Origin of the sequence: Methylicorpusculum oleiharenae (assembly GCF_009828925.2) — a bacterium.
GTDB classification, from domain to species: domain Bacteria; phylum Pseudomonadota; class Gammaproteobacteria; order Methylococcales; family Methylomonadaceae; genus Methylicorpusculum; species Methylicorpusculum oleiharenae.
This window is the reverse complement of the sequence record NZ_WUTY02000001.1, coordinates 3,666,338-3,689,707: the sequence shown is the minus strand read 5'-3', so window position 1 is coordinate 3,689,707 and position 23,370 is coordinate 3,666,338. Positions and strand designations below refer to the sequence as shown.

The window sequence follows — 23,370 nt, the reverse complement described above, 5'->3', positions numbered from 1 at the left end:
AACGATCATCGAGAAAAATTTTGGATGTTATACTTCCAAGATGGCGATTCGCCGTATTGGTTTGGGTTCGGATCACTATCTAGCAAAGCAAAATACAAAAAGACCAGTAGACCTAACACAGGGATGGCAGTAATCAAAAACCACCCTCCAGAACGTCCCGTGTCATGTAAGCGTCTTATCGAAACGCTCAGACCAGGGAGAATCATTGCCAGCGTATAAATAGCGCTCAATGGCCCATAGCCGGCGTCAAAGTTAAAAGTGCCCATTAGTTGATCAATTAGGCCAAATCCCAAGACGGCGAGGATATTGAACAGCGTGAAGTACCAGTATTCACTACGGGTAGCACGGCCTTTGAATACGGCGTATTTTCTGAAAGCTGCAAAGTAGTAGTTCACGATAGACTCCAATCGATTGTTTGTTTTCCAAGGTTTGCTAAAGCCTCATTTGCACGGCTAAACGGCCTCGAACCAAAAAAGCCTTTATTGCATGAGCCGCCGATCGGCGAGGGATGGCTCGATTCGATGATTGTATGCTCATTATTAGCGATGAACGGTCGAACCGACTTGGCATGGTTTCCCCAAAGAATGAACACAATGCCCGAATGCTGTTGAGACAGAGCTGATACCAATGCTTCTGTTACCTGTTGCCAGCCAAGTTTGCTATGAGAACCGGGTTTATCTTTCTGGACGCTGAGCATGCGATTTAAAAGCAAAACCCCTCTATCGGCCCAAGCGGTTAAATCGCCGTGATCCGGCGCCGGATAGCCAACATCTTGATTCAGTTCCTTGAAAATATTGCGTAAAGAAGGCGGGATTTTTATTCCCTTGGGTACCGAAAAGCTCAGGCCCATTGCCTCCGGTACTGAGTGTGTTTCTCCGGATTCAAGGCATATTTCTGCAATGCCGTGGTAAGGATCTTGGCCAACGATCACGCATCTTACCTTTTCCGGATCGATTGAAAGAGCCCTATAACGGTGATCGGCAGTGGGCAAAATCACAGCTTGTTTTGAAAGACCATCAAGAATGCTCTCAATTTCAGCAATAGCATCAAGAATCTCAGGTTTGCCAGCGGTCAATAAAAGATTTGCCCAAAGTGATGGGATTTTGATCATTGCTTCTGGCTCCCTGAAAACTTCGGACAATCCGCCGGCACCTCACTGCGAATCCAGCGCGGACTTTTAGTTCCGTCACAGCCTACCCGTTTTTCTACGACGGCAGGTATATCATCTTGAAAATGCAGACATTTGCTGTACGGGTATGGCTTGCCCAAACACCCGCCCGGCGCAGAGTACCAGTTGCGCTTGCAAGCGACGCAAATTGAAACAGAACTCATCAAGATACCAGCCGAGAATAAAAGCTCGCCTTTTCCATTTGCTCAAGCGATGAAACCCGGCAGCGTTCCAAGCCAGGATTGGCAACGATAATAGCCAAGGCCTGGGCACGGGAAACAGCGACATTTAGACGGTTGATGTCGAAGAGGAAATCGAGGCCTCGACTACTTTCCTCTACGTCGCTGACGGCCATGGAAATAATCACCACAGGCGCTTCCTGGCCCTGAAATTTATCAATGGTGCCAATGGCGATTTTGTCGCCTAAGCGATCTTTGAGCAAATTCACCTGCATGTTGTAAGGCGACACAACCAGGATATCCTCATCGGCGATTGAGCGAGCTTCGCCATTTTTAGCGGTACACCGCCCCATTTTGAGGTCGTCGATGATTCGTTGGATGACATCGACTTCCTCTTCGCTGCTTTGTCGGTTGCCATCGTGATCAACGTTGACCACCATGACCCCATGGGTCTGCTTGATCAGCTTCGAGTCCGGTACCGAAACCAGTTGACGATCGTTGTGTTTGGCTGCCTTGAGCTTGCCCTCATAGACCACCTCGGATAGTGGATGACAAACAGCGGGGTGCATGCGGTATGTCCTTTCCAGGAAGATTCCCATATCTTCAGGAATGACGCCATGCCCACCAAGCATGTAATCCAATACTGATAATCCTGAGCTCCCAGGATGACTTCCCTGGATCGGTTGCTCCAACTGCATTTGATCGCCCATCAGGACGATGTTTCTTGCACATCCGGCCACGGCCACAAGATTTGCCAAGGCAACCTGGCTGGCCTCATCCACAAACAAGAAATCCAGTGGTGATTCAAAGGACGTATTCGAGGCAAAGGCATAAGCAGTTGCACCGACCACCGCAAAAGAATGATAAGGATCGCGTTTGGTGAAATTCATGGAAGTCCGATACACGTAATTCGGGAAATCTTTTTCAGAATATTTCTCCTTGAACGCATCCTGTTTGGAACCAAAACCGCCGACTTTGGCAATTCTTGCGTGCTCGGTGGGTCCGTGGAGGGTATCCAAGAGATTCAGGATCGCAGCATGGCTATTACTCATCACTCCAACCCTGTTTCCTTTACGGACAAGCGAGGTAATGATGTGTTTTGCGGTGAAGGTCTTCCCAGCGCCTGGAGGCCCTTGAATACACATCGTGCTGTTATTCATGGCCTCGACCGCTGAAATGATGGCTTCCAGATACAAATCGTCTTCGGGGAATCTTGAACGAGTGATTGGCAAGTAATTGCCATCGGGCTCAGAGTCCGTTTTGAAAACTGGATTTTCTCGGTTCAGTACCGATTGAATTGCGCCTGGCAGTCGACCGTCGAACAATGCTTCCGCCACTTCGCATAGCCGGGTTTCCAAAGTCTCGGTACTGATAAATGGCTCGTCGGCGAACAATGTCATGCGATCGGTGCCAAGCTTTGATATTTGGTCGGGATCAGCGATGAATTCAATAAGTGCGTCCGTTTCGGATTCCGGAAAACGAATGCCTTTCACTCGAATGTCTGTGCCTCTGATCGTCCCGGTGGCAAACTTGTCTTTTCTGACCGGTTGCTTGATGTCGAATTTGTAACGGAAAAGAACGCCATCATCGGATGGCATTTGACCGGTGATGACCACATCGTGAACGCAGGTATCATCGTCGAACAATTCCTCTTCAGGCTTTTCAAGACGCTCGAAATAAGCCCAGATTTTGGGTTTGCGTTCCCGATTATGAAACCCTAGCAGATCCATAACCAATTGAGCGTTGGGATCGTTTTTAAGCGATTCACTCGCTTCGAAGCGTTCGAACAGACGTTGCTGCCAATCGCGGAGCACCTGCTTTTTCTCAGTCGCTTGTATTTGTCGATCGGTTTTTTGCTGGTCAGGTGTTGCGGCATCCGATTTGGGGGCATAAGCGATGCCAGCGATGGATTGTTGTTCACGCAGCCAATTCACCAGCTCCAGCGTGCTTTCACAGTCGTCGATGTTGTAGTCGCGAATGTCTTTCAATTCGGGCCATTGCGCCCAATCAAAAGCGGCTGGATCGGCAAGCCAAGACCAATAGCCGTTGACGTTGTCACTCCAGCGGGTAACGCCACCTTGTTCACGCCATAGCTCATAAGCAATGACTGAATCACCGCCATTGGCGACTTGCGTGGTCCGTTTGCTTCTGAACAGATGTTCGACGTTTTTGATACTGTAACGGGGCTCGCCAATGAGGACGCCATTCAAGACAATCTTATACAGATCGACGAACACGCCGTTGGCCAACATTTCGGCAACCTCTTTGATTCGGGTTTCATACCGGGTAGAGAGTTTGCGTATGGCGGCCACTTCGTAATTGGCATAGTGGTAGACATGCAGGGTGTTGTCGCGTTTCCATCGATCATAGACCCAATCAATAAACCCTTCGAATGCGGATTTTTCTTGGTCAGGGGTATGTGCCCACCAATCTCTAAATGCATAAAACTTACCTTGTGCGGCATCGGGACAGCGGTAACTGCAACCCCAAAGGTATTCGAGTCCGCCGTCATACAACGGATGTCCCTCAATATCGAAAAACACGTCGAGAGCAGACGCCGGCGGCAACGAGGACAGACCCTTACCATTGTCGTTTTGAAGAATCTTGAATAGCGGTTTTTCAAGTCCGCGAGATGCGTGTTGAATTTCGGCTTGGGCTTTCAGTTTTGCCAGTGTCGCGGTTGAGATTCCTTTGAGCAATTCGATGTCGTTACCGGCAAAATCAGTCATGGTTTCAATGCCGGCCGCACGGAGTTTACGGATATGGCTTTTCCGGATACAGGCAATTTGCGCCAGGCTGTCTGTTCTCTCGATCCAGTCCTTTGCGAAAGACGACCAAGCGCCATGATCACTGTAATAGGCTGGATCAGGCATGCAGGCAAAATCTGCGGTGAATGCGTATTGTGCATTGAGAAAGTCGCGTTTCAAGCGGTCGAAAAAGCTGTAATAGCGGGCGATACGAAAACGATCTTCAGTTAAATCACCCAGAACAATGGCGGCCTCGTTTGGGATGATGCCTTGGATCGATTCCAGCATCCAGCTGTAGCAACAAAGCTGGATCAGGAAATAGGGGCGAGTGGTTTGAGAGAGTTTGGTATCCCAGGCTTTGTAATGGTAATCGCCCAAACCGGATTTTCCTTCGAGCTTGACCAGGAAATCGGCGCTGCCGGCGAAGCCGTCCCGCGACAAATAGGCTTGGTAGATGAAAGGATACCCGGCTTGCATGTATTGCAGGGTTTCAATCGCCTTGTCGTGGTGCGATTTGCTTTTGACGATCGCAATAACCTCGGCGCCGTGCTTGTCCTGCAGGGATTGGAGAAAGTTCGCTTCATGGGTATTACCCTTGGCGGCAAGAAGGGCCATCATTGGATCGTGATCTTTCTCGATACCGGAGATCAGGGCAGGAGATTCAATTGCCAAACGTTCCATCCAGGATGCGAAGGGAGAACGCATGGCAAGAACCAGATCGGATGGAGAAAATATTAATTGATTAGTATTATTTTTATACATTATGTTCAGGAAAATCAGTCCAAAATTAACTATTTTCCTGACATCTTAGAAAATGCAAGCAAACCTATCTTTTTTGAAAACACTATTAGCAATGTATGGTTATTCGACATGGTAAGACTTTGGGTAAAAATGTTTTTTGCGTTATCTAGTCTCTTTTTTCGCTGAACTCTTTTTGCATTATTGAGATTTGTTCAATCAATTTATCAGGGCTGCCAGACATCATTAATCTAATCATCTGAGCAGAAAGAGGATGGACCGTCACGTAACATCCCTCATTGACGGAAATATCTGTGCCGTACTTGCGTTTGAAATCGATATTTTCTTCGGCACCTAGAATTTCTGCAATAAAAGGAATTTCTTGATTTTCAATGCTTTTTATATTCCTCATTGATTCAAGCCTTCCCCAGAAAGTTACTTTCTTATCATCGTGTGTCATGGCATGCTGCCATATAACAGGTTTAGTTTGCCCTATTCCCCCATCGAGCAATTCAGTGATAATGTATTGTTCTTTTTTCATTTTCAAAAATCAATTGGCATTTATTCAGCCAAAAGAATTGTGTTCAGTAAATTGAGCTCATTCGATGCAGCAAGGTATCGATCATCGAATATCAAATCCAATCTGGCTGGGTCTTTTTCGCCAATTACCGCTGCATAGGGTATATCCGCATAGCGTGGAATGACAGGTAGGATTTCTGCTGAGGAAGTGGAAATGCAAGCACCTAAAGAATCTCGCCAACTTGCCTCGTCGCTTCCCAAGGATGGTAGTCGGCCTGTAGCGTCTTTTTTCCAAAATCGCGCATAATCCAACGGCACGACCAACCAAGTCGATGGCGATTTCAAGGTCTTAACGGTCGAAAACTCACGGGTAGCTTCTTTTTTCTCTCGCGCCAAAATCCGGTAGAGCTCTTCGGCTGGCTTCCGCAATTTAAAAGGTAGTGTTTCATCGACAAAAATATATTTCAGCTCACCGAACAGATTAGAAATGTAGCGGTCGACATTGGTCGACCAGCCTTCGACGTTGAGCCGTTCCAGCTTATCCACTTTATCCCAATGCTCTAACCAGAATGGGCCTATACAATAAAGATGATCGGGTAACAAGCAATCACGATCGTCGTTTGGGGAGATTAACAGCGGCGCGTTATCGGCACTGGCCCGCCGCGAAAAGGCCTGAATATCCTCCAACTTGGCGACGCTTTTGAAATCCTTGAATTGGGCGGTCCCTTCCAAGGAAAATTTTGAGAATAAGCGATGAATATTTTGCTGGGCACTCACGACCTGACCTCGTCGTTGTTGGTCCGCGGCATGATCTCTAAGAAAAACGTCGGCTTCCTGCAAAAATTCCCTAATGTGAGTGCTCATCAATGACAACATTTCCGTGCTGCCAATGCCACCAACAGGCACCATGGCCAGATTCTGCCTATCTAACCCCGCATCTCCGATAATGCGGGTGTATATCGTTGATCTCAGCATGACTAAATAGGTCAGTAAATCGCTGACTTGGCGGAGCCACTGACGCGGTTCCGGCGTATCATCCTGAGGCAGAAAATCCTGGAGTAACATGACCAGTCGGCGGCTTTTCCAGTCGCCGTCGTCTTTGCGCGCACCGTCATCAGCTGTATAACGTTGCCCTCGCCCCCGGTAAATCAATTGAGCGACCTCCATCAGCGCAGCTTCAATGCCGAAACGGGGTATCAAGGCGATAATCCAGTCGGTTTTAGGGAAAGAAACGCCACGGGCGCCACTTGAGGTCATGAGGAAAACTTTCACGGCATCCCGCCGGTCTTCTGTTATCAGCGCTTTACGTCTGGCGGCCGTGACACTGGAATCCAATATGGCCACTTGTGATTCGTCTAACAGCGCTTCGCTGTCATCAGAGCTGACTAATGCGGTTTGAACCGATCTCAAAAAGGCTTTGTCTTGTGCGAAAAAGATGATTTGGTCGCCCCCCATATTAAGTGCTCGACTAATTTCCTGGATGACATTACCGATAATCGCCTCACCTTGTTGTTCCGCGATAGCTTGGCGAACGGTTTGCGTTCTGCCGTCAGCTAATTCGCCCGGTTTGATCAAGTCGAGCCGCACCCGATAGTCGACGGTCAATTTTGCAGCCGGGTAACTGTTGGTCATGATATGGAGAACCGGCATTCGTTTACCACCAATTCGAACCGGGGTGGCGGCCAGGCGAAAAGGACGTTTTCCTGCGCTTTGGGATACCAATACTTTGTCCGGCGTGCGCGAACCACTATTCAGATAACGGTCAAGGACGATTTCGTTGCCCAACGAGGCGTCCGATACGATCAAGATAACTCGGAATAATGGAGAGCCTTCGAATGGCTGGATGAATTGTTGATCCAACCATCGGGTGACGGCATGAATAAATGGCGCGCCCGCACCGTCGCCGGTTAGTTCGTCGACCATCACCACGATGGTAGGAATACGCTGGACAAACAGGCGTCGCTCTTGTTTGCCGGCTTGGCTATTCGCCGGATTTTTGAACAAGCCTTCCAATGCTGACAATGTGCTTTTGTCTCCACCCAGTTCTCGGTATCCCTGAATCGCGGCTGTCAGAACGACTTTGTTGATGTTACTATTTTCGGCCAGCAATTTGCGGGTGCTTATGGATAATACTTTCAATACGCCCGGACGTTTGACATCTTCCATGCGATCTTGGCGTTCGGTTTCAACCCGCTTACGATGGCTTGCGCCGATATGCGTCAGTTCGAGTTCTTCTTTTTGTTCTGGGAAAAGGATCAATGTACTGCCGTCTGGCAGATTTAGATCTTTAACGCCGTCGGCAACCACGGCACTATCTACACGTCTTTGAGGAACTTCACCTTGTTTTGCTCGCTCCTCATACCAAGCATTGGCGGATCCGATCAATTTCGAGTTAGTGGTAACCGTCAAAATACCGGTAGGATTTTGGGTGTTTTTATCCCTGGCCAGATTTTCGGTGACATCGTCATTAATAATCACCCGAGGACTAACATACAGAAACAAGAAACCAGCGTCGGAACTCTTTAGGTAACTGACAACTGCGGTTGTCTTGCCGATACCGGGATTACCCTCCAGCCCTAAAACGGTCAATTTTCCTAGTGTTGACGCCTTCATGCCGGCAACCACAGCGGCTGCATGTAAATCCCGCAAAGGCACAGATTGATTTTCTGCTACCTGTTCCGCTAAGGTTTCAGCTATGGCTACTTTAGGATCGCCCTTGAGGAAGTCGGCGATGGCCTCATCGGAATTTACCCACGACAAGGTGTCATGCCATGGTAGGGTCTCCATAGGATTTAAAAAACCTTCAACATCTTCTGTGAAATCAAAAGCCAGGCTTTTTCCCAATTCCTGTACTTCACGCAACTCAACAAACTGTTTGCTAATGACCTGAGGTAAGGCTTTGCGGATCGTATTGAAAGCGTGGAGAATATAATCGTTCAATGATTCATCATCACTTTCCGGTGACTTTTCGCTATTGCGATAGGCGCGGCCGAGATTTTCAATTAAAGTCGTACGGGGATCGAGAGTGGGTTGGGTAAAAAATCGTGCACTGAGACTTTCAAAGCCATTTTGCGTGATCGATAGGGCTCGCGCCTTGCAGGGTTTGTCATCGAAGCCCTTGCTTGCCAACCATCGCATGAAAGTGTAAACGTAGGAAGCGGCTTGACAGAGTTTATATAAGGGTTTGTCGCGCCCGGTAAAGGCCGGTAAGTATTGCTTGATATCCGGGGACAGCACGAATTCCTCAGTGGACACTTCGGCGCAGACACGGGAAAAAACGCTGCGAGTATCCATGAACCAAGCAAATCGGCGAAGTTCTTCCAAGTGGGCCTCGGGTTTTCGATAATCGGCTGTTTCAGGTAAACCGTTTAGCGAAAACTCCAAGCATAAGAACTCCCTATCGATTAACTCATCGTTCCCATCCAACCAGAGTAAGAAATCCGCTCTAACCGGAAAACCTTTATCTGCCAAAATCGACTCGACCCGCCGATTTTGTGCGAAGGCAATGGTAAAGTCCTGCAATGCCGCCGTTGTTTCCGCTTCGAAATTATCCTCAATCGTTAATCGAGGCAGCTGTAACGGACACCAAAGGGCTTTGATGCAGTAGTCTTCGGGATCGTACTTTAATCGGCGTAGATATTCGCGCATGGCAGTTTGACCCAACCCCATGCCCAACTCGAACAAGTGGCGCGCGGTCTCTCGTGTTCTGTCTTGCAGATTTCGATCCACTTCTTGAAGAACCTTGGCCAAAGCTTCGTACACATCGGCCGTATCCAATGCTTTCCAAGCTTTCAAATCGATTTTATCCAAACCATTCAAGCCACTGGCTAGCAAGGCCGTTAGAACACCTCTCTTTACCGCGATTTCGAAGGCCTGACCCCACAGCGAATAACGTTGGTTTGGCTCAAGCACAACGATTACCGACTGTGTAAGATTTCTGTTACATGGGATAGCAAGGCCGGCAATGAAAGCAAGACATTGCCTTTCCGCCGGCTGGATGGCAGCACTTCGATTTCGCCGGCAGCTTGATGGGTGGATGGCTTTACCCAACCGAAAGGATCTAAAACAGGTTTAAAAACGCCGCCGTCCGGTTGTTTTTCGGCTTCAAGAAAATGCAGCCCCCTGAGAACGTTTAATAAACTTGAGCGAATACCTAAATTCGAATTCATGAGGTTTGAACGAACTTGCTCTCGCCATTCGCTGTTTTTGACCTGGTAATCTTCATCCCAAAAATAAGTGCAAAACCCCGATTGCGGTCGCGCTGCATCGTCGTTACCCACGATGGCCAAGGTCGCAAAGGTATAAATGGGGATAAGTTTTTTTAAAACCGCTTTATCAGGATTCAGGGCAAATTCATTATGGTCGGAAATTTGTACGGCTTCGAATGCGGATTCGGTTTTTGTTCGGGTATGCAGGCGAGTAGCCGGGAACACGTCTCGCCGCAACATGTAAAGACTGACATGCGGAAATTTGGTGGCCACTTCATCTAAAAAGACGGTTTGCGTATGGGGAGAATGGCGCTGCGCGGCGCGGTTGATCCGACGATTACCGAAATGGTTTGAGATTAGAATAATGTGCTCGTAACCCAGTGCTTGTAGCCTTGAGACTTCTTCGACGATGAGCTTCGGACTTTTGAACTCTTTTTGGGTTTCCACGGCATGGGTCTGCATGCGATCAAAGGCCATCCGGTAACCGGTTGAAAGTTGGCTGATCGATTCGGCCAGATAAGTCTTTGCTTGAAAGATGAAGCCATTGGTATCGTGGACCCCGGGGTGATAATCGCATGGTCGAGTCGTGTAAACGATCGCGGCGACCTTATTGACAGTTGGGGAACAATCTGTTGCAAGGATTATCGGGAACGCCGCTGACAGGGCATAAGCCGCCCCACTTACCCTGTAATAAGCGGGGTTGTTTCTATCGTCGACTTTACTTTTATCGACGACTAAACCTTGCATACGCACCGGCACGTCGCGCATCAAGGCGGATTCGACAGCTTGTGAAATGGCGTAAACCCAGTGATCGCCTTCGTCCTTGGCGGCATTCTTCCCTTGCTGTTGGAAACGTACCATCAAAGCTGGGAAGTGCTTTTCCGCTTGAGAAACCAGTTTTTCGCTGATGACCTGCAGCACGACGTAAATCAATACGGCCATGGCTGTCGCTGTTGCTGCGCGGTATTGGCGTTGATCTTCCTCAAGGAATTTTGGATGGTTACGATATTTCAAACGCTCAGGGTCATACCAGATGTCAATGCCTGATGACATGAGCCAGGATTGATTCACCGCGACCCTGGGTTCACGTTTAATAGGCGTTTGGTTTTCGTCAACCCTAATCGGTCTCCAAACGATGTTTAGGAAACATTCAGGCAGTTCTCGATGGATTTGAATCCTAAGACTCTCACTATCTCTAACCGTGAGCGTTCGTTCATTTAATATTGTCCGGACGAGAATGGAAAACAAGGGGTTGACGACATCATGCGGATTATGCGCGATTTGAATATGGTTGAGCCATTCGATGTTTTCGGATTGGCCAGATCCCGGTTTGATGAGTGGGTCACGAACGCGGCCTTTCGAGCGGTCTATTGACGACCAGTCCACAACACCTTTTTGAACCACTAGGTATAAATCGTCCACTGATCGCTGAGCGTGTGCGATAACATTGCGCGACTGGGTGCGTAGGATGGTAATTAAGGTATTACTGAGATCCTTAACTGCATCGCTCCATGAATTTAAGTCATCTAACAAATCGGACAAGCCCAATTTTCCTTGTTCTTTTAGGCGAGTAGATAGCCGGGCGGCTTCCGTAAGCAATTCGGAATTGTGAATGGCTGGATTTAACACCAGCCACAAAAACGCCACTTCGCTGATACTCCTGCGCAGCATAAATTGCGGTACTTCGTTGTCTGACTCATTCAGTAATGTGTCGCGTAACCGATTAAGACGGGCATTAAAGGCCTGTTCCATCGCATTAAGAGGATCTTTCCCATTCACCCGAAAGCGGTAACTGACTTCGCGAACAACCAAAACCCCTTTGGATTCAGGCTCAACGCTGCGCGTTTCGAACAGTTGCGTATTCCATTCAGCCCAAACCGGTAGGCAGTTATAGAACATAGCCTTGACTAGTTCCTGGGAAATCGAAAATTCGGCGCCTAAGCCAAAATCGCGCGTTAAATCAAGATGCAAGGAGTGGCTGGATTCGGGCGCTCCGTAATGTTGAAAAATTAGGTTGACGCGTCGAATATAATCAATGAAACGTCGATCGGTTTCTTTTTCTGATTTCGATTTTTGTGCCGCGAGGCTGTCCATAATGGCGAAACTGACACGCAAACGCACTCGTGACAACGCCTCATCTTCAAGAAAATTCAAGAATCGCGTGACTTGACTGTCCTCTTTATCAAAGTCCTGGCGTAAGGTTTCAACCAATTTCCTGCGCTGAACGGAATCGAATTCATCATCCCTGTGTGATTGGGCTTTTGAAATACTATCCGCCATTCTTTCCAGCCAATCTTCCGCTTGAACTTCTTCTTGAGCCGAAAAAACGCGCGCAATATCTTTTTCACGAGCATCCTTGGAACGATCGTTCTGGGCAAATTCCATGGCAATCATCTGGGCCGGAAACGTACTGAATAAGCTCTTACAATTGGCGAGCTTTGACAATACTTCCAGGGCCGAAGCCGGCTCTTCTACCAATAAACTATCCAGTGGACAATTTAGACTTTCAATTTCATTTTTGATGAGCTGTTTTAGCTTGGTCAGGGCTTGAGAAAGTCCAGCAATATCGTCGTTGAAAAGCCGCCCTCCCAACTTGGTAGTAAAACCTTTTGGAGGGCTGGCTAGGTCGTGCAGAAATCCTGTGCTCGGGGTATGGCGAAAATGTGTAAGTAATTCTTTCTGGATAAGCAACCGGCGCAGTATCCCGTAGGTATTGATGCCAAGTCGGCGTTTTTCAGAATCGAAGCTTAAAACAGGCCATGTAATAACAGGCTTATCGGATTCGAAATCCGGAGGATAGGCTTTCGTCAAATATTGGATCAACGAAGCCAAATCGGTCGACGGAATTTGTCCGCGCGCATGAACGGACGCTCCGCCTTGTTGGGCGTTTTGAGTCATTGGCATTCTCCATCATAGATTGACCTTTCAAGGTCACATCGCCCTCTAATGTTTGCCAGATACGATAGAGAACGGAATTATCTTTCTATGCCCAAAGTCTATATCAGTTAAATAGATTAAGCTAGATTTTCACCAAATAAACTACTTATGACATGGCCAACATTCAGCGGATAAAAGTAACCATCTCCCAGCGAATTTCATTGAATTTAATCATTTATGGGGTTGAACAGGTTGCTTTTGACCTGGGTCGGCAGTTTTATCTGTTAACTTTCATCGGATTTGTTTGTAGATGTAACTGCAGCCAATACATTACAAATAAGCTGCTCGCCTGAATTCCATGCGGCTCTCCAGAAAACCAATAATTCCAGAGTAAAGATTGTTAGGTAAAGTCCCCAATTAATCCCAGGTTTGAAATATAAACCAATAATGATAAATGCTCCGAAGAATAGATATGCTAGTGATGTCAGATCCCTGAACATTAACCACATGCGATGCGCATGGGAAACAGCCTCCGTTTTTTCGTGAGTTTTGAATAATCGGTACCAAACCTTGTTTTCAATTTCTGGCGTTAAAGCCCATTGATCCTGCAATTCAGGGATTTCTGCTTTCAGTCGGTCATAATCCACGCGGATATCGCGTTGAGCATAGATTGAAAATGCACGGTGGCCGGGCGCCGCGTAGGGCCAGCGTAAATAAACCAGTGCATCTTTAACCTGTCTTGGAAGCATCAGGCTCAACGCTGCGATTGTCGCTGTTGATACTGCTGCAGCTAACCCGGAAAGTTTCCAGTTGTTTAGAAACGACGTAAGGACTTGAGCATCTATTTCTACCCCCTGCGAAAAGAAACACAACAGCCCTGCATTAATCAATGTAGTGGCCACGATACTTGGCATGTTGAGCGATTTTAACGATGGCATTCGATATTTTCCTATGGATTTGTGACTGGACCCGGTACTGCTAACAGTCCATGTGGCCGATAAATTAAACAGACGCTTGGAACGTTACCTCGCTCTCTCGTCAGTTCCGCCAATGTGCTTCGGTCTTTCCCTGATGCGGCGCCGCCATTCGGATGGCTGTGCCAAGTTCCCAAATAGGTGAGCGTATGGCTCGTAGTCTTTTCAATGACACTGATCTGCTTTTTCAGGCCTTGAATACCAAGCACGAATTCGTCAGTTCGAAACTCACTATCCGTAGGAGGTGGAAGAAGGCCGGTGACGTAGATAGTTCGTCTCCCCCAATTGATGTGTCCGATTAAGACGCCTCCGGTTTCCAGCGGTCTGCGCTGCTCAGTTTCCATGCGCATCTGATCTTTTAAGGCAGCAGGAATTCTTAGCTCCCATTTTGATTTGTCTCCGATGTGGAGAACTTCGATCTTGGTCGTAGGTTGACGCAGCCAATTCACTCCTAGACCGTCTTCAGTAAGCAATCCGACCAGAAATTCTCCGTCCTTTGGAATGCCGTTGTCGAGTAGCTGTGATGCTCGTTCAGAAATGCCAGCTGAGAACAATGAGATTTTTGCGTCAGACATTTTCATCGAAAACGATGCGCACCCTTGGCCGGTGTTTATGCGATCGAAATTAGTGGCTTGATATAACACGGCTCCAATCGGGCTGGAATCCAAGCCTAGTTGGTAAAGTTGGGCAACCATATCGTCGACTCTGGGATTTCGATCTTTTCCTTCAAGGCCAAAAAACCCGATCTTCCCGCGGCCATACAGGGCAACTTGCAGCAGTGGTGCGCCGAAATGCTTTTGGCGAACCATGCAAAGAGCATCTTGGACTGAACTGGAAGCTGTCGCGTCGATAATTAGCCCGTTACATTTTGCAAATAGATCAGGCTTGGTTTGCAAAATGGAAATGACATCTTCAAGGGAATTATTGACTTGAGTAACGTTGGCGCCAACTTGCTTTAGCAGGTCTTCAGTTAACCAAACCTTGGGGAGCATGAATTCGGCAGCGGCAGAATTCGCCACAGCATGTCTCGCGGTGTTATGCGGCGAAAAACAATCCTTATCATAAAGCCTAAACGGACCATGCCCAGAGCGAGCGAGATGCAAGGCTATTTTTGAGCCCAGACTGCCGCAGCCGATCATGGCAATTTCCTTGCGGCGGTCTGCTTCATTTAAATTACGATCCGACGTTTCGGCTAGTAACTGTTGGCTCACTTTCTGAATCAGCACTAATGGGAATACCGATGTTCGTGTCAATTGCAATCGGCGGTTTTGGTCCGAGGTAAAAGTAATTCCATAGGGAATAATTTCAATATCAATGTCTTCGCCGATCAGATTGCAGGGGCGTTTCACGGCAAATAAGACGGCAAAATCCAGTTTTTGCTCTATCAAAGGGAGGGTAATGTTTTCGGTAATCTCCTTCAGGCGGTTTTCCAATCCCGATCGACAGCCATAGCTTTCGGCTCTGAGTAGCAGCTGTTCAAGGCTCTCGACATCATCCGGCTGGTAAACATCAATCGTCTTCTTTGTGCCGCCTGAAATAACCATCGCCAGAGAAAAAATGCTTCTAAACGGTGAGCGCTCATTGTTTCCTATCCTAAACTTTCGAATGGCTTCACCGATGTTGGCGTATAAGGTATTTTCATCAATGATCCGACCCGAATGTCCGACGATGGACTGCCAATATTCATATCTAAGATATTGACTTATCGGGTTCTTGGCGTTGGCCATACGCTCGCGAATGATGGAGATATTGGTAACAATCGTCCCATCTACGCTATCCCTTCGAATGGGCTCCCACCCCTGACCAGAGCAATCAAGCAACTCGCCAGTCGCGGCTTTGCTTAACCAATCGGCGAGTTGGTTGATAATGCCATTTATCCAGTCCGGCTCATGTAATAAGTCGTCAAGTCTGCCTTCATAGATGCAAGGCGAAACCAATTCGCCTGGTCTCCCCGGATTGATATGAGGATGGGCTCGGTTGAAATCGGCTCGTAAAAAAAGCCGAGGTGCATGGCTAGGAAAAGATGCTGGAAATTCAATTCTTACCCACTCCGTTGCCTTAACGCCTGTTGTCGATATTCCTTTGTCCCTTGCATCACGGGGCAACGGAACGTCCATGTTAATTTCGATTGTCCAATTGCCATGCTTGTCCTTACTGGGGGCGGTGACTATATCGTTGATAGAAGGATGGTTTGAGATTTGGTCAATCGCTGCTTTCACAGCGATTGGCAGTTCTTGTGACAGTAAACCCATACGGTCAGCCGTGTGGTTTGGGTTTTGCGCTTGAGGCAATGCCGGCGCCTAAGGTAATGTTGCTTGCCCGTTTGGGGCTTTCTTTAGGGCCGTCGGATGTTAAGAGGATTTCAATGACCTCTTGGTCTTTGGTGCCTGTGCAGACAAATTCGCCGCTGACAGTAGCAGCGATCTCTTCGTACTCTTTCTTGGCGCCCCAGCACGGCGGATCGTTATCATCGTCTTTGATGGCATTGCTGCTGGCGACAATCTTGGCGTAGCGTTCTGCCTGAGATAACGCCGATTTTGCGGCTTCATCAACCTTAGGATTTTTAGTGCCGCTCCAACTTTCTTCTGACAAGCTATGCCAAGAGCAATGATGCGGTGTCAATAAGATGTCGTAACGTAAACAGTGCGGGGTGTATTGGTGTTTGCGCCATAGTTCGCGCCAGATTGCGACTTCCGCGTCGCCTCCACACAAAAAACGGTTGGTTTTAGGGCCGTAAGGCCGTGCTGCAATTTTAAATTGCAAGATGACGCTTGAGTGATTCTTGGATAGTCGATCTTCGTCTTCTACATCCTTAGACTGCAACGGGCCAAGCACATACACTTCGACCATTTGCGTTTCCTGGTCATTAATCTTGGTGAAGGTTTGATCAGCCTCAGTCAAGATTGCTTCCAGGCCATCGGTTTTGCCGTTTTCATCTTTGCCGATAATACGGATGCGATCACCGGCTTCGCCGATTTTTTTGGTTTCTTTGTACAGGTTGACTCGGCGCTTCGCTTCGGTATTAAACGCTTTAGCATCTTCGCATAAGGTGTGGCCAGTGCGCCGGTCAGCCCGTCGCCACACAATGGGGGACGACCAAATTTCTTGAATGATGATTTTGGCAAGCTCGCCTTCTTTAGGCTCCTTGTAGTCGTCAACAGCGCCAAGATGGAAATGTTTGGACAAGCCTCTCAAGTGGTCTTGGTCTGGATGAGTTTGCAGGAAGACATCAACGTAGGGACGTCCTTTTGAGTCGTTTTTAAGGCGACTTCTCAATTCGCTGGCAACGTCGAAATAATCCGCATTAGCCTCGTCGTCAGCGCTTTCGCGGATGTTTATGTCAATCAAAATCTTGGTTTGCTTAGCGTCGTCAAGCTCAATCAGTGTCATGTCGCCGTTGCCAACCGGAAAAAATGTAATTTGTGTACTCAAGTTGAGTCTCCAAAAAAGGATGAATAAACACTATATGTCATGAAATCAGCATAAAATAAACACAACATATAGTGGATAGTGCCGATATAGGGTTGCCTGATCGCATTTCAAGGCCACCCCAAAAATAAATTTATCGCATCAAAGCGATTGACGCTAATAATGCTATCACTGTCTTTTTTCGTGTCAAGCAAAAATTGCATCAACTTGTGTGATGCAATATTTTTGACTACAATATGCGTTAAAGCAATCAAGGTTGTAAGCAAGACATGAAGCTCCTAAAACAAATCGCCACCATCCGCGCGGGCCATCCCTTTCGAGGAAAAATCGAGGAAGATCCCAGCGGTAATGCGCGCGTGATTCAGATGAAAGATGTTGATGCTGAGTGTGGCGTTAATTGGGTAGGCTTAGTAGTGACCGACTTACCTGGGAAGAAAGAGCCGGATTGGCTGAAAGCCGGGGATTTGTTGTTCGCTGCCAGAGGTAACAGAAACTTTGCGCTGCTATTGGAGGATGTGCCATTCGATACGGTGTTGTCCCCGCATTTTTTTCACCTCACCGTAAAGCGTGAAGCCAAAGTTTTACCCGGATTTTTGGCATGGCAGATCAATCAGGAACCGATTCAGCAATATTTGCAAAAATCGTCGCACGGCAGCCAAGTGCAAGCGATTGGTCGGCAAGAACTGGAAAACATGCAACTGGCGATACCGCCACTCGAAAAACAGCACGCCATCGTGGCGTTGAACAAAACTTGGCAGCAACAGCTGCGGGTGATGGCCGCCTTAACCGACAATATGCAGCGCACGATGACCGGCATTACCCGCCAGTTGCTGCGTGATAACTAGAAAAACCAGAGAACGCGCTATGAACGAAACCATGGATCAAATCAAACAGGACGACATCAACAAAGCCGTCTGGGCCGCTTGCGATAGCTTTCGCGGCACCGTCGACCCCAGTATTTACAAGGATTACGTCCTGACCATGCTATTTCTGAAATACATCTCTGACGTCTGGCAGGATCACTATGACCAATACCAAAAAGAGCATGGCAACGAGCCGGAATTGATTGAAGAGCTGATGAAAAGCGAGCGCTTTGTGTTACCCAAGTTCGCCAGTTTTTACAATCTATTCGACCGCCGGCATGAACCCGGTAATGGCGAGCGCATCGACCAAGCCTTGCATGCCATCGAAGAAGCCAACATTACCAAGCTACGCGACGTATTCCAAGACATCAGCTTCAATTCCAACAAGCTGGGTGACGACAAACAGAAAAACAACATCCTGCGCCATCTGCTGGAAGACTTTAATAAATCCACCTTGGATCTGCGCCCCTCGCGAATCGGTCAGTTGGATATCATCGGCGGCGCTTACGAGTTTTTGATCAAAAACTTTGCCGCCAGTGCCGGCAAGAAAGCCGGCGAGTTTTATACGCCACCGGAAGTATCCGACCTAATCGCCGAAATTTTGGAGCCGCGCGAAGGCGACGAAATCGGCGATCCGGCCTGTGGCTCCGGTTCGTTATTGATGAAATGCGGCCGTAAAATTCGGGAAAACTTCAACGGCTCCAAAAAATACGCACTGTTCGGCCAGGAAGCCATCGGCTCCACCTGGGCGCTGGCCAAAATGAACATGTTTTTGCACGGCGAAGACAATCACCGTATTGAATGGGGCGACACCTTACGCAATCCCAAATTGCTCAACCCGGATGAGACGCTCAAACATTTCGACATCGTTACCGCCAATCCGCCGTTCTCGCTGGAAAAATGGGGCTACGAAGAGGCCCAGCATGATCGGTTTGGTCGGTACCGCCGAGGATTTCCTCCCAAAACCAAAGGCGACTATGCCTTTATTCTGCACATGATCGAAACCCTCAAACCCGGCACTGGGCGGATGGGTGTGGTCGTGCCACATGGTGTTTTGTTCCGTGGCGCTGCCGAAGGTCAGATTCGCAAAAAACTGATTGAAGAAAACTTGCTGGATGCCGTCATCGGTCTGCCGGAAAAACTGTTTTACGGCACCGGCATTCCTGCCGCGATTCTGATTTTCAAAAAGCGCAAAACCGACGATAAGGTATTGTTCATCGACGCCAGCCGCGATTACCGCGACGGCAAAAACCAGAACTTCCTGCGTCCGGACGACATTCTCAAAATCGTTACCACCTATCGTCAACGGCAATCGGCTGATAAATATGCCTACTTGGCCAGTCTCGGCGATATTCAGGAAAACGATTTCAACCTGAACATTCCGCGCTACGTTGATACCTTCGAGGAAGAGGCGGAAATCGACTTACTGGCGGTACGCAAGGAACGCGAGCAGTTGAAGGCGCAATTGGCGGAGCTGGAAATCGAAATGAACCACTACTTGAAAGAGCTGGGTTATGACGCTTGATACCAAAAATAACCGGCTTGAATAATGTCGGCTGCTGTCGAATTGGAACGCAGTGTGTCTCAAATTGCGCTGAAAACAACATCTGGTCATTTAATCGATTTTTTGGAGAAATAGGAGCAGTTCATGCCTACCATTAGTATATTTTACGGTATTGTCATTCGTATGTTTTTTGACGAACATGCACCGCCACATTTTCATGCCCAATATGGAGAATTTAAAGCGTCTATCGATATTCGGACCTTGTCTTTAATGGAGGGGGAATTACCGAGACGTGCTTTGGAACTGGTTTTGGATTGGGCTGAATTACATCAAGCCGAATTACTCCAAGATTGGGATTTATGCCAGCAACATTTACAGCCCATTAAAATTGAACCGTTACACTGAGGTTAATGCTATGTATTTTGATGTGATAGACGCAAAAGTAACCCGCCATCTTGAATTTGTTGTCACGTTTGCCGATGGTTTATCCGGCGCGGTTAAGATTTTGCCAAGCCATTTATACGGCGTGTTTGAGAAATTAAAAGACCCACAATTCTTTAATCGCCTGGAGATAACCGATGGCTTTGTAGCCTGGCCGGATGAAATCGATTTGGCGCCGGATGCGATGTATCAAGCGATCAAACAAAATGGCGAATGGGTTTTAAAATGATCACTGAAAGCGTACATAACTTCGTTTTTAATTATGGCGAATTCGCCATAATTAAAAATCAGACCATTGGCTTACAAGCTAAAGTAGGCTTAAAAGAGCTAAGCTATGACGCTTGATGCCGCAAACCATCAACTGCTGTCGGCTATCCGGCAAATCGTCGAACAGGCGCGCAATCGGGTACACCAAACCGTCAACAGCGAAATGGTGCAGGCCTATTGGCATATCGGCCGCGTGATCGTCGAAGATGAACAGCAAGGGCAGCAACGCGCCACGTATGGTAAACAGCAGTTGCAGCACTTGTCGGAGCAACTGACGCGGGAATATGGCAAAGGCTTTGATGTTTCCAATTTGCGTAACATGCGCCGGTTTTATCAAAGCTTCCCAATTCGAGACACACTGTGTCTCGAATTGAGTTGGAGCCATTATCGCGTGTTGTTGCGACTGGAAAACCCGCAAGCCCGCGATTGGTATATGCAGGAAACCTTGGAGCAGAACTGGAGTGTTCGAGCATTGGAGCGCCAGATTGGCGTGTTGTATTACGAACGCCTGCTGGCCAGTCAGGATCGCGCCGCCGTCGAGCAGGAAGCCAAGGCAAACACCACGGAATTACGCTCCAGGCCGGAAGACTATCTGCGCGATCCCTACGTGCTGGACTTTCTGAATCTGCCATCGCAAACCTTTCTGGAAAGCGAGCTGGAACAAGGCCTGATCGACAACTTGCAGCAATTTCTGCTGGAGTTGGGCAAGGGTTTTGCCTTCGTCGCCCGGCAACAACGCATCAGCACCGACGACCAGGATTTTTACATCGATCTGGTGTTTTACAACTTCAAGCTCAAATGCTTTTTGCTGATCGACCTGAAACTCGGCAAGCTGACCCATCAGGACGTTGGGCAAATGGATAGCTATGTGCGGATTTACGACCGGCATAAAAAAGGCGAGGACGACAATCCAACCATAGGCCTGATATTGTGCAGCCAAAAAAGCGAAACCATCGCCAAATATTCGGTACTGTCCGACAATCAGCAACTGTTTGCCGCCAAATATCTGCCTTATTTGCCCACTGAGGACGAGCTGAGACACGAACTGGAACGCGAACGGCAATGGGTGCAGCAACAGTTGGTGGGAAAAGGGAACGAGAATGAAGGTTAAATGGGAGGGAAGCGGTTATGTTGCCTGCTAACTGGAAAGCAACCGAACTCGGTGAAATTGCTAAGTTCTCTTCAGGGGGAACGCCGAGTAAGGAAAATGCGGGTTTTTGGGGTGGAGTTCATCCTTGGATAACGGCTAAGGATTTAAAGCAACATTACCTAAAAAAGAGTATTGATACCTTGACTGATGCGGGCCTCGCAAATACGAAGCTTGCGCCAGCGGGTGCGAGCCTGATTTTGGTTCGTGGTATGACCTTACTCAAGGATTTTCCTGTTGGTTATGTCACGCGACCAATGTCGTTCAATCAAGATATTAAGGCGTTGATCCCTGAAAAAGAGGTCGATGGATTATTTCTTTCGTTTTTTTTGGCGAGCCAAAAAGAAAAGATGCGGCAACTGGTCTCCATTGCCGGTCATGGCACAGGCCGACTTGACACGGAAAGTATCAAAAGCTTTCCTGTTAATCTCCCTAGCCTTGGTGAACAAAAGAAAATTGCCAAAATCCTGTCTACTTGGGATCAAGCGATCTCGACTACCGAAAGATTGCTTGCTAATAGTCAACAGCAGAAAAAGGCTTTGATGCAGCAATTGCTTGCTGGAAAAACTCGATTTTCAAAGTTTGAAGGGGAATGGAGACATAGCAGTCTCTCAAGTATTGTTGAAGTCATTATAAGTCCCGTTGATAAAAAATCTGAGTGCGGTGAAGTCGCAGTTAATTTATGTAATTACACGGATGTGTATAAAAATAACTACATAACTTCTCGTATAAAATTTATGAATGCAACTGCCAAGGAAACGGAAATTGAAAAATATTTTCTTAAAAAAGGTGATGTAATAATTACGAAAGATTCAGAAACACCAGGTGATATTGCTATCTCTGCTCTTGTTAGCGAAGAATTAAATAATGTCCTTTGTGGGTATCATTTGGCGATACTTCGTCCAAATAAAAACTTAGTTGATAGTGATTTTTTAAATTTTTTATTTTCATTGCCAATTACAAGATATTACTTTTTTACTTTGGCGACGGGAGCGACACGTTTTGGCTTGTCTATAGGTGGAATTAAAAATGCTCACTTCAACATGCCGTCTTTGGAAGAGCAAAAAAGAATTGCTCAAGTCCTCACCGTTGCCAACAGCGAAATCGAAATCCTGCAACAAAAACTCGCCTGCTTGAAGCAAGAGAAAAAAGCCCTAATGCAACAATTACTCACCGGCAAACGCCGCGTGAAGGTCGATGAGTCATGAATAGTGTTTGCCGTTTATTTGATCCCCTCACCCCAACCCTCTCCCGGTGGGAGAGGGAGCTAACAGCCCCCGTTTTTAGTGAAACCATGTTGATCATGGCAGGTAAGCAGATAATCAAACGTCCAGCTATTTCGATGCTCGGGCTTAATTCCCTCTCCCACCGGGAGAGGGCTAGGGCTAGGGTGAGGGTGAGGGTGAGGGGATATAAAACTCCCTTGCAACCATTGCTCACCGACGCACTCTGCGTGAAGGAAGGCGAATCATGAACGTTGCAATCCGTTTCGCCGAAATCGACCGTCTCAAGTCCCTCCTCGATAGCCTGCGTCCGCTGCCGGAACACACCGTCCGCACCCTGCACGAACAGCAAGTGCTGGAATGGACTTACCATTCCAACGCCATCGAGGGTAATACCTTAACCCTGAAGGAAACCAAGGTGGTGCTGGAAGGCATCACCATCGGCGGCAAGCCGTTGCGCGAGCATTTCGAGGTGATCAATCACAAGGAAGCCATCGATTATGTCGAAGCCATCGTGCAAAACCAGGAAGGCCTGAGCGAGTGGCAAATCAAATCCATTCATCATCTGGTGCTGAAAAACATCGATGACCGTAACGCCGGCCAATACCGGCAGGAAAACGTGGTGATCGCCGGCGCCGAGCATCTGCCGCCGGATTACATCAAGGTGCCTGAAGCGATGGCGGGGCTGATGGACTGGTATCAGAAGGTAACGGGTGATTTTGATTCCCCCTCACCCCAACCCTCTCCCGCTGGAGAGGGAGTTTTACCCATGCACCCGGTGGAATGCGCCGCCCGCTTGCACGTCGATTTCGTCGGTATCCATCCGTTTGTCGACGGCAATGGCCGTACTTCGCGATTGTTGATGAACTTTGAATTGATGCGGCGCGGCTTTTTGCCGGTGATCATTCCGGTCGAGAATCGCCTGGCCTATTACAATGCCCTAGATACCGCGCATACCCGCGGCGATTACGGCCTGTTTATCGAACTGGTGGTTACCCTGGAACAAGCCACCTTGGAACGTTATCTGCGGATCGTGCAAGGTTCAGTACCCTCTCCCTCAGGGAGAGGGCTAGGGTGAGGGGATCA

Annotated in this window: 16 protein-coding genes; 7 read left to right on the top strand and 9 right to left on the bottom strand. The window is 48.0% G+C overall.

What is annotated here, in order from left to right; translation table 11 throughout:
• Positions 1-5 precede the first annotated feature (5 nt).
• The 9 genes from GO003_RS16625 to GO003_RS16585 form a co-directional block, all read right to left on the bottom strand.
• Complete coding sequence (locus GO003_RS16625) at positions 6-395, bottom strand: DUF805 domain-containing protein (RefSeq protein WP_036250395.1); 390 nt, start codon at positions 393-395, stop codon at positions 6-8.
• Positions 392-1,111: a uracil-DNA glycosylase gene (locus GO003_RS16620; RefSeq protein ID WP_159654238.1), complete on the bottom strand. Its 720-nt coding sequence runs from the start codon at positions 1,109-1,111 to the stop codon at positions 392-394. The genes GO003_RS16625 and GO003_RS16620 overlap by 4 nt, the downstream gene beginning before the upstream one ends.
• Positions 1,112-1,331: 220 nt before the next feature.
• Positions 1,332-4,856, bottom strand: a complete 3,525-nt coding sequence (locus GO003_RS16615) for a TM0106 family RecB-like putative nuclease (protein ID WP_159654240.1) — start codon at positions 4,854-4,856, stop codon at positions 1,332-1,334.
• Between the two features lie 145 nt (positions 4,857-5,001).
• Positions 5,002-5,373, bottom strand: a complete 372-nt coding sequence (locus GO003_RS16610) for a hypothetical protein (RefSeq protein WP_159654242.1) — start codon at positions 5,371-5,373, stop codon at positions 5,002-5,004.
• Between the two features lie 20 nt (positions 5,374-5,393).
• Positions 5,394-9,263 (bottom strand): helicase-related protein, encoded by a 3,870-nt coding sequence (locus GO003_RS16605; protein ID WP_159654244.1) that lies wholly within the window; start codon positions 9,261-9,263, stop codon positions 5,394-5,396.
• A 5-nt stretch (positions 9,264-9,268) separates the two neighbouring features.
• Positions 9,269-12,457 carry a hypothetical protein gene (locus GO003_RS16600; protein WP_159654246.1) on the bottom strand — a complete coding sequence of 1,063 codons (3,189 nt, stop codon included), beginning with the start codon at positions 12,455-12,457 and terminating at the stop codon, positions 9,269-9,271.
• Positions 12,458-12,720: 263 nt separating this feature from the next.
• On the bottom strand, positions 12,721-13,374 hold the full coding sequence (locus GO003_RS16595; protein WP_159654248.1) for a hypothetical protein: 654 nt from the start codon (positions 13,372-13,374) through the stop codon (positions 12,721-12,723).
• Positions 13,375-13,385: 11 nt separating this feature from the next.
• Positions 13,386-15,701, bottom strand: coding sequence for a Mov34/MPN/PAD-1 family protein (locus tag GO003_RS16590; RefSeq protein ID WP_159654250.1), 2,316 nt, complete (start codon positions 15,699-15,701; stop codon positions 13,386-13,388).
• Positions 15,667-16,842 (bottom strand): ComEC/Rec2 family competence protein, encoded by a 1,176-nt coding sequence (locus GO003_RS16585; RefSeq protein WP_159654252.1) that lies wholly within the window; start codon positions 16,840-16,842, stop codon positions 15,667-15,669. The genes GO003_RS16590 and GO003_RS16585 overlap by 35 nt, the downstream gene beginning before the upstream one ends.
• 266 nt (positions 16,843-17,108) lie before the next feature.
• On the opposite strand from GO003_RS16585, the gene GO003_RS16580 reads away from it, so the two are divergent.
• From GO003_RS16580 to GO003_RS16550, 7 genes are all read left to right on the top strand, one after another.
• Entirely contained in the window at positions 17,109-17,684 is a 576-nt protein-coding gene (locus GO003_RS16580; RefSeq protein WP_159654254.1) for a restriction endonuclease subunit S, read from the top strand.
• Positions 17,685-17,703: 19 nt separating this feature from the next.
• Positions 17,704-19,227: a type I restriction-modification system subunit M gene (locus GO003_RS16575; RefSeq protein WP_159654256.1), complete on the top strand. Its 1,524-nt coding sequence runs from the start codon at positions 17,704-17,706 to the stop codon at positions 19,225-19,227.
• Positions 19,228-19,350: 123 nt separating this feature from the next.
• The gene (locus GO003_RS16570) at positions 19,351-19,611 is read left to right on the top strand and encodes a DUF4160 domain-containing protein (protein WP_159654258.1); all 261 of its coding nucleotides are present in this window, start codon (positions 19,351-19,353) and stop codon (positions 19,609-19,611) included.
• A 10-nt stretch (positions 19,612-19,621) separates the two neighbouring features.
• Complete coding sequence (locus GO003_RS16565; RefSeq protein ID WP_159654260.1) at positions 19,622-19,876, top strand: DUF2442 domain-containing protein; 255 nt, start codon at positions 19,622-19,624, stop codon at positions 19,874-19,876.
• A 105-nt stretch (positions 19,877-19,981) separates the two neighbouring features.
• Entirely contained in the window at positions 19,982-21,025 is a 1,044-nt protein-coding gene (locus GO003_RS16560; protein WP_159654262.1) for a PDDEXK nuclease domain-containing protein, read from the top strand.
• 17 nt (positions 21,026-21,042) lie between these two features.
• Positions 21,043-22,269 carry a restriction endonuclease subunit S gene (locus GO003_RS16555; RefSeq protein WP_159654264.1) on the top strand — a complete coding sequence of 409 codons (1,227 nt, stop codon included), beginning with the start codon at positions 21,043-21,045 and terminating at the stop codon, positions 22,267-22,269.
• Between the two features lie 262 nt (positions 22,270-22,531).
• Positions 22,532-23,362 carry a Fic family protein gene (locus GO003_RS16550; RefSeq protein WP_159654266.1) on the top strand — a complete coding sequence of 277 codons (831 nt, stop codon included), beginning with the start codon at positions 22,532-22,534 and terminating at the stop codon, positions 23,360-23,362.
• Positions 23,363-23,370 lie beyond the last annotated feature (8 nt).

Bases quoted from the DNA above. Each gene is read 5' to 3' on its own strand.
- GO003_RS16615 (WP_159654240.1), bottom strand. From the start codon at position 4,856: ATGTATAAAAATAATACTAATCAATTAATATTTTCTCCATCCGATCTG.
- GO003_RS16610 (WP_159654242.1), bottom strand. From the start codon at position 5,373: ATGAAAAAAGAACAATACATTATCACTGAATTGCTCGATGGGGGAATA.
- GO003_RS16560 (WP_159654262.1), top strand. From the start codon at position 19,982: ATGACGCTTGATGCCGCAAACCATCAACTGCTGTCGGCTATCCGGCAA.
- GO003_RS16555 (WP_159654264.1), top strand. From the start codon at position 21,043: ATGTTGCCTGCTAACTGGAAAGCAACCGAACTCGGTGAAATTGCTAAG.
- GO003_RS16575 (WP_159654256.1), top strand. From the start codon at position 17,704: ATGAACGAAACCATGGATCAAATCAAACAGGACGACATCAACAAAGCC.
- GO003_RS16600 (WP_159654246.1), bottom strand. From the start codon at position 12,457: ATGACTCAAAACGCCCAACAAGGCGGAGCGTCCGTTCATGCGCGCGGA.
- GO003_RS16580 (WP_159654254.1), top strand. From the start codon at position 17,109: ATGAAGCTCCTAAAACAAATCGCCACCATCCGCGCGGGCCATCCCTTT.
- GO003_RS16595 (WP_159654248.1), bottom strand. From the start codon at position 13,374: ATGCCATCGTTAAAATCGCTCAACATGCCAAGTATCGTGGCCACTACA.
- GO003_RS16565 (WP_159654260.1), top strand. From the start codon at position 19,622: ATGTATTTTGATGTGATAGACGCAAAAGTAACCCGCCATCTTGAATTT.
- GO003_RS16620 (WP_159654238.1), bottom strand. From the start codon at position 1,111: ATGATCAAAATCCCATCACTTTGGGCAAATCTTTTATTGACCGCTGGC.
- GO003_RS16550 (WP_159654266.1), top strand. From the start codon at position 22,532: ATGAACGTTGCAATCCGTTTCGCCGAAATCGACCGTCTCAAGTCCCTC.
- GO003_RS16570 (WP_159654258.1), top strand. From the start codon at position 19,351: ATGCCTACCATTAGTATATTTTACGGTATTGTCATTCGTATGTTTTTT.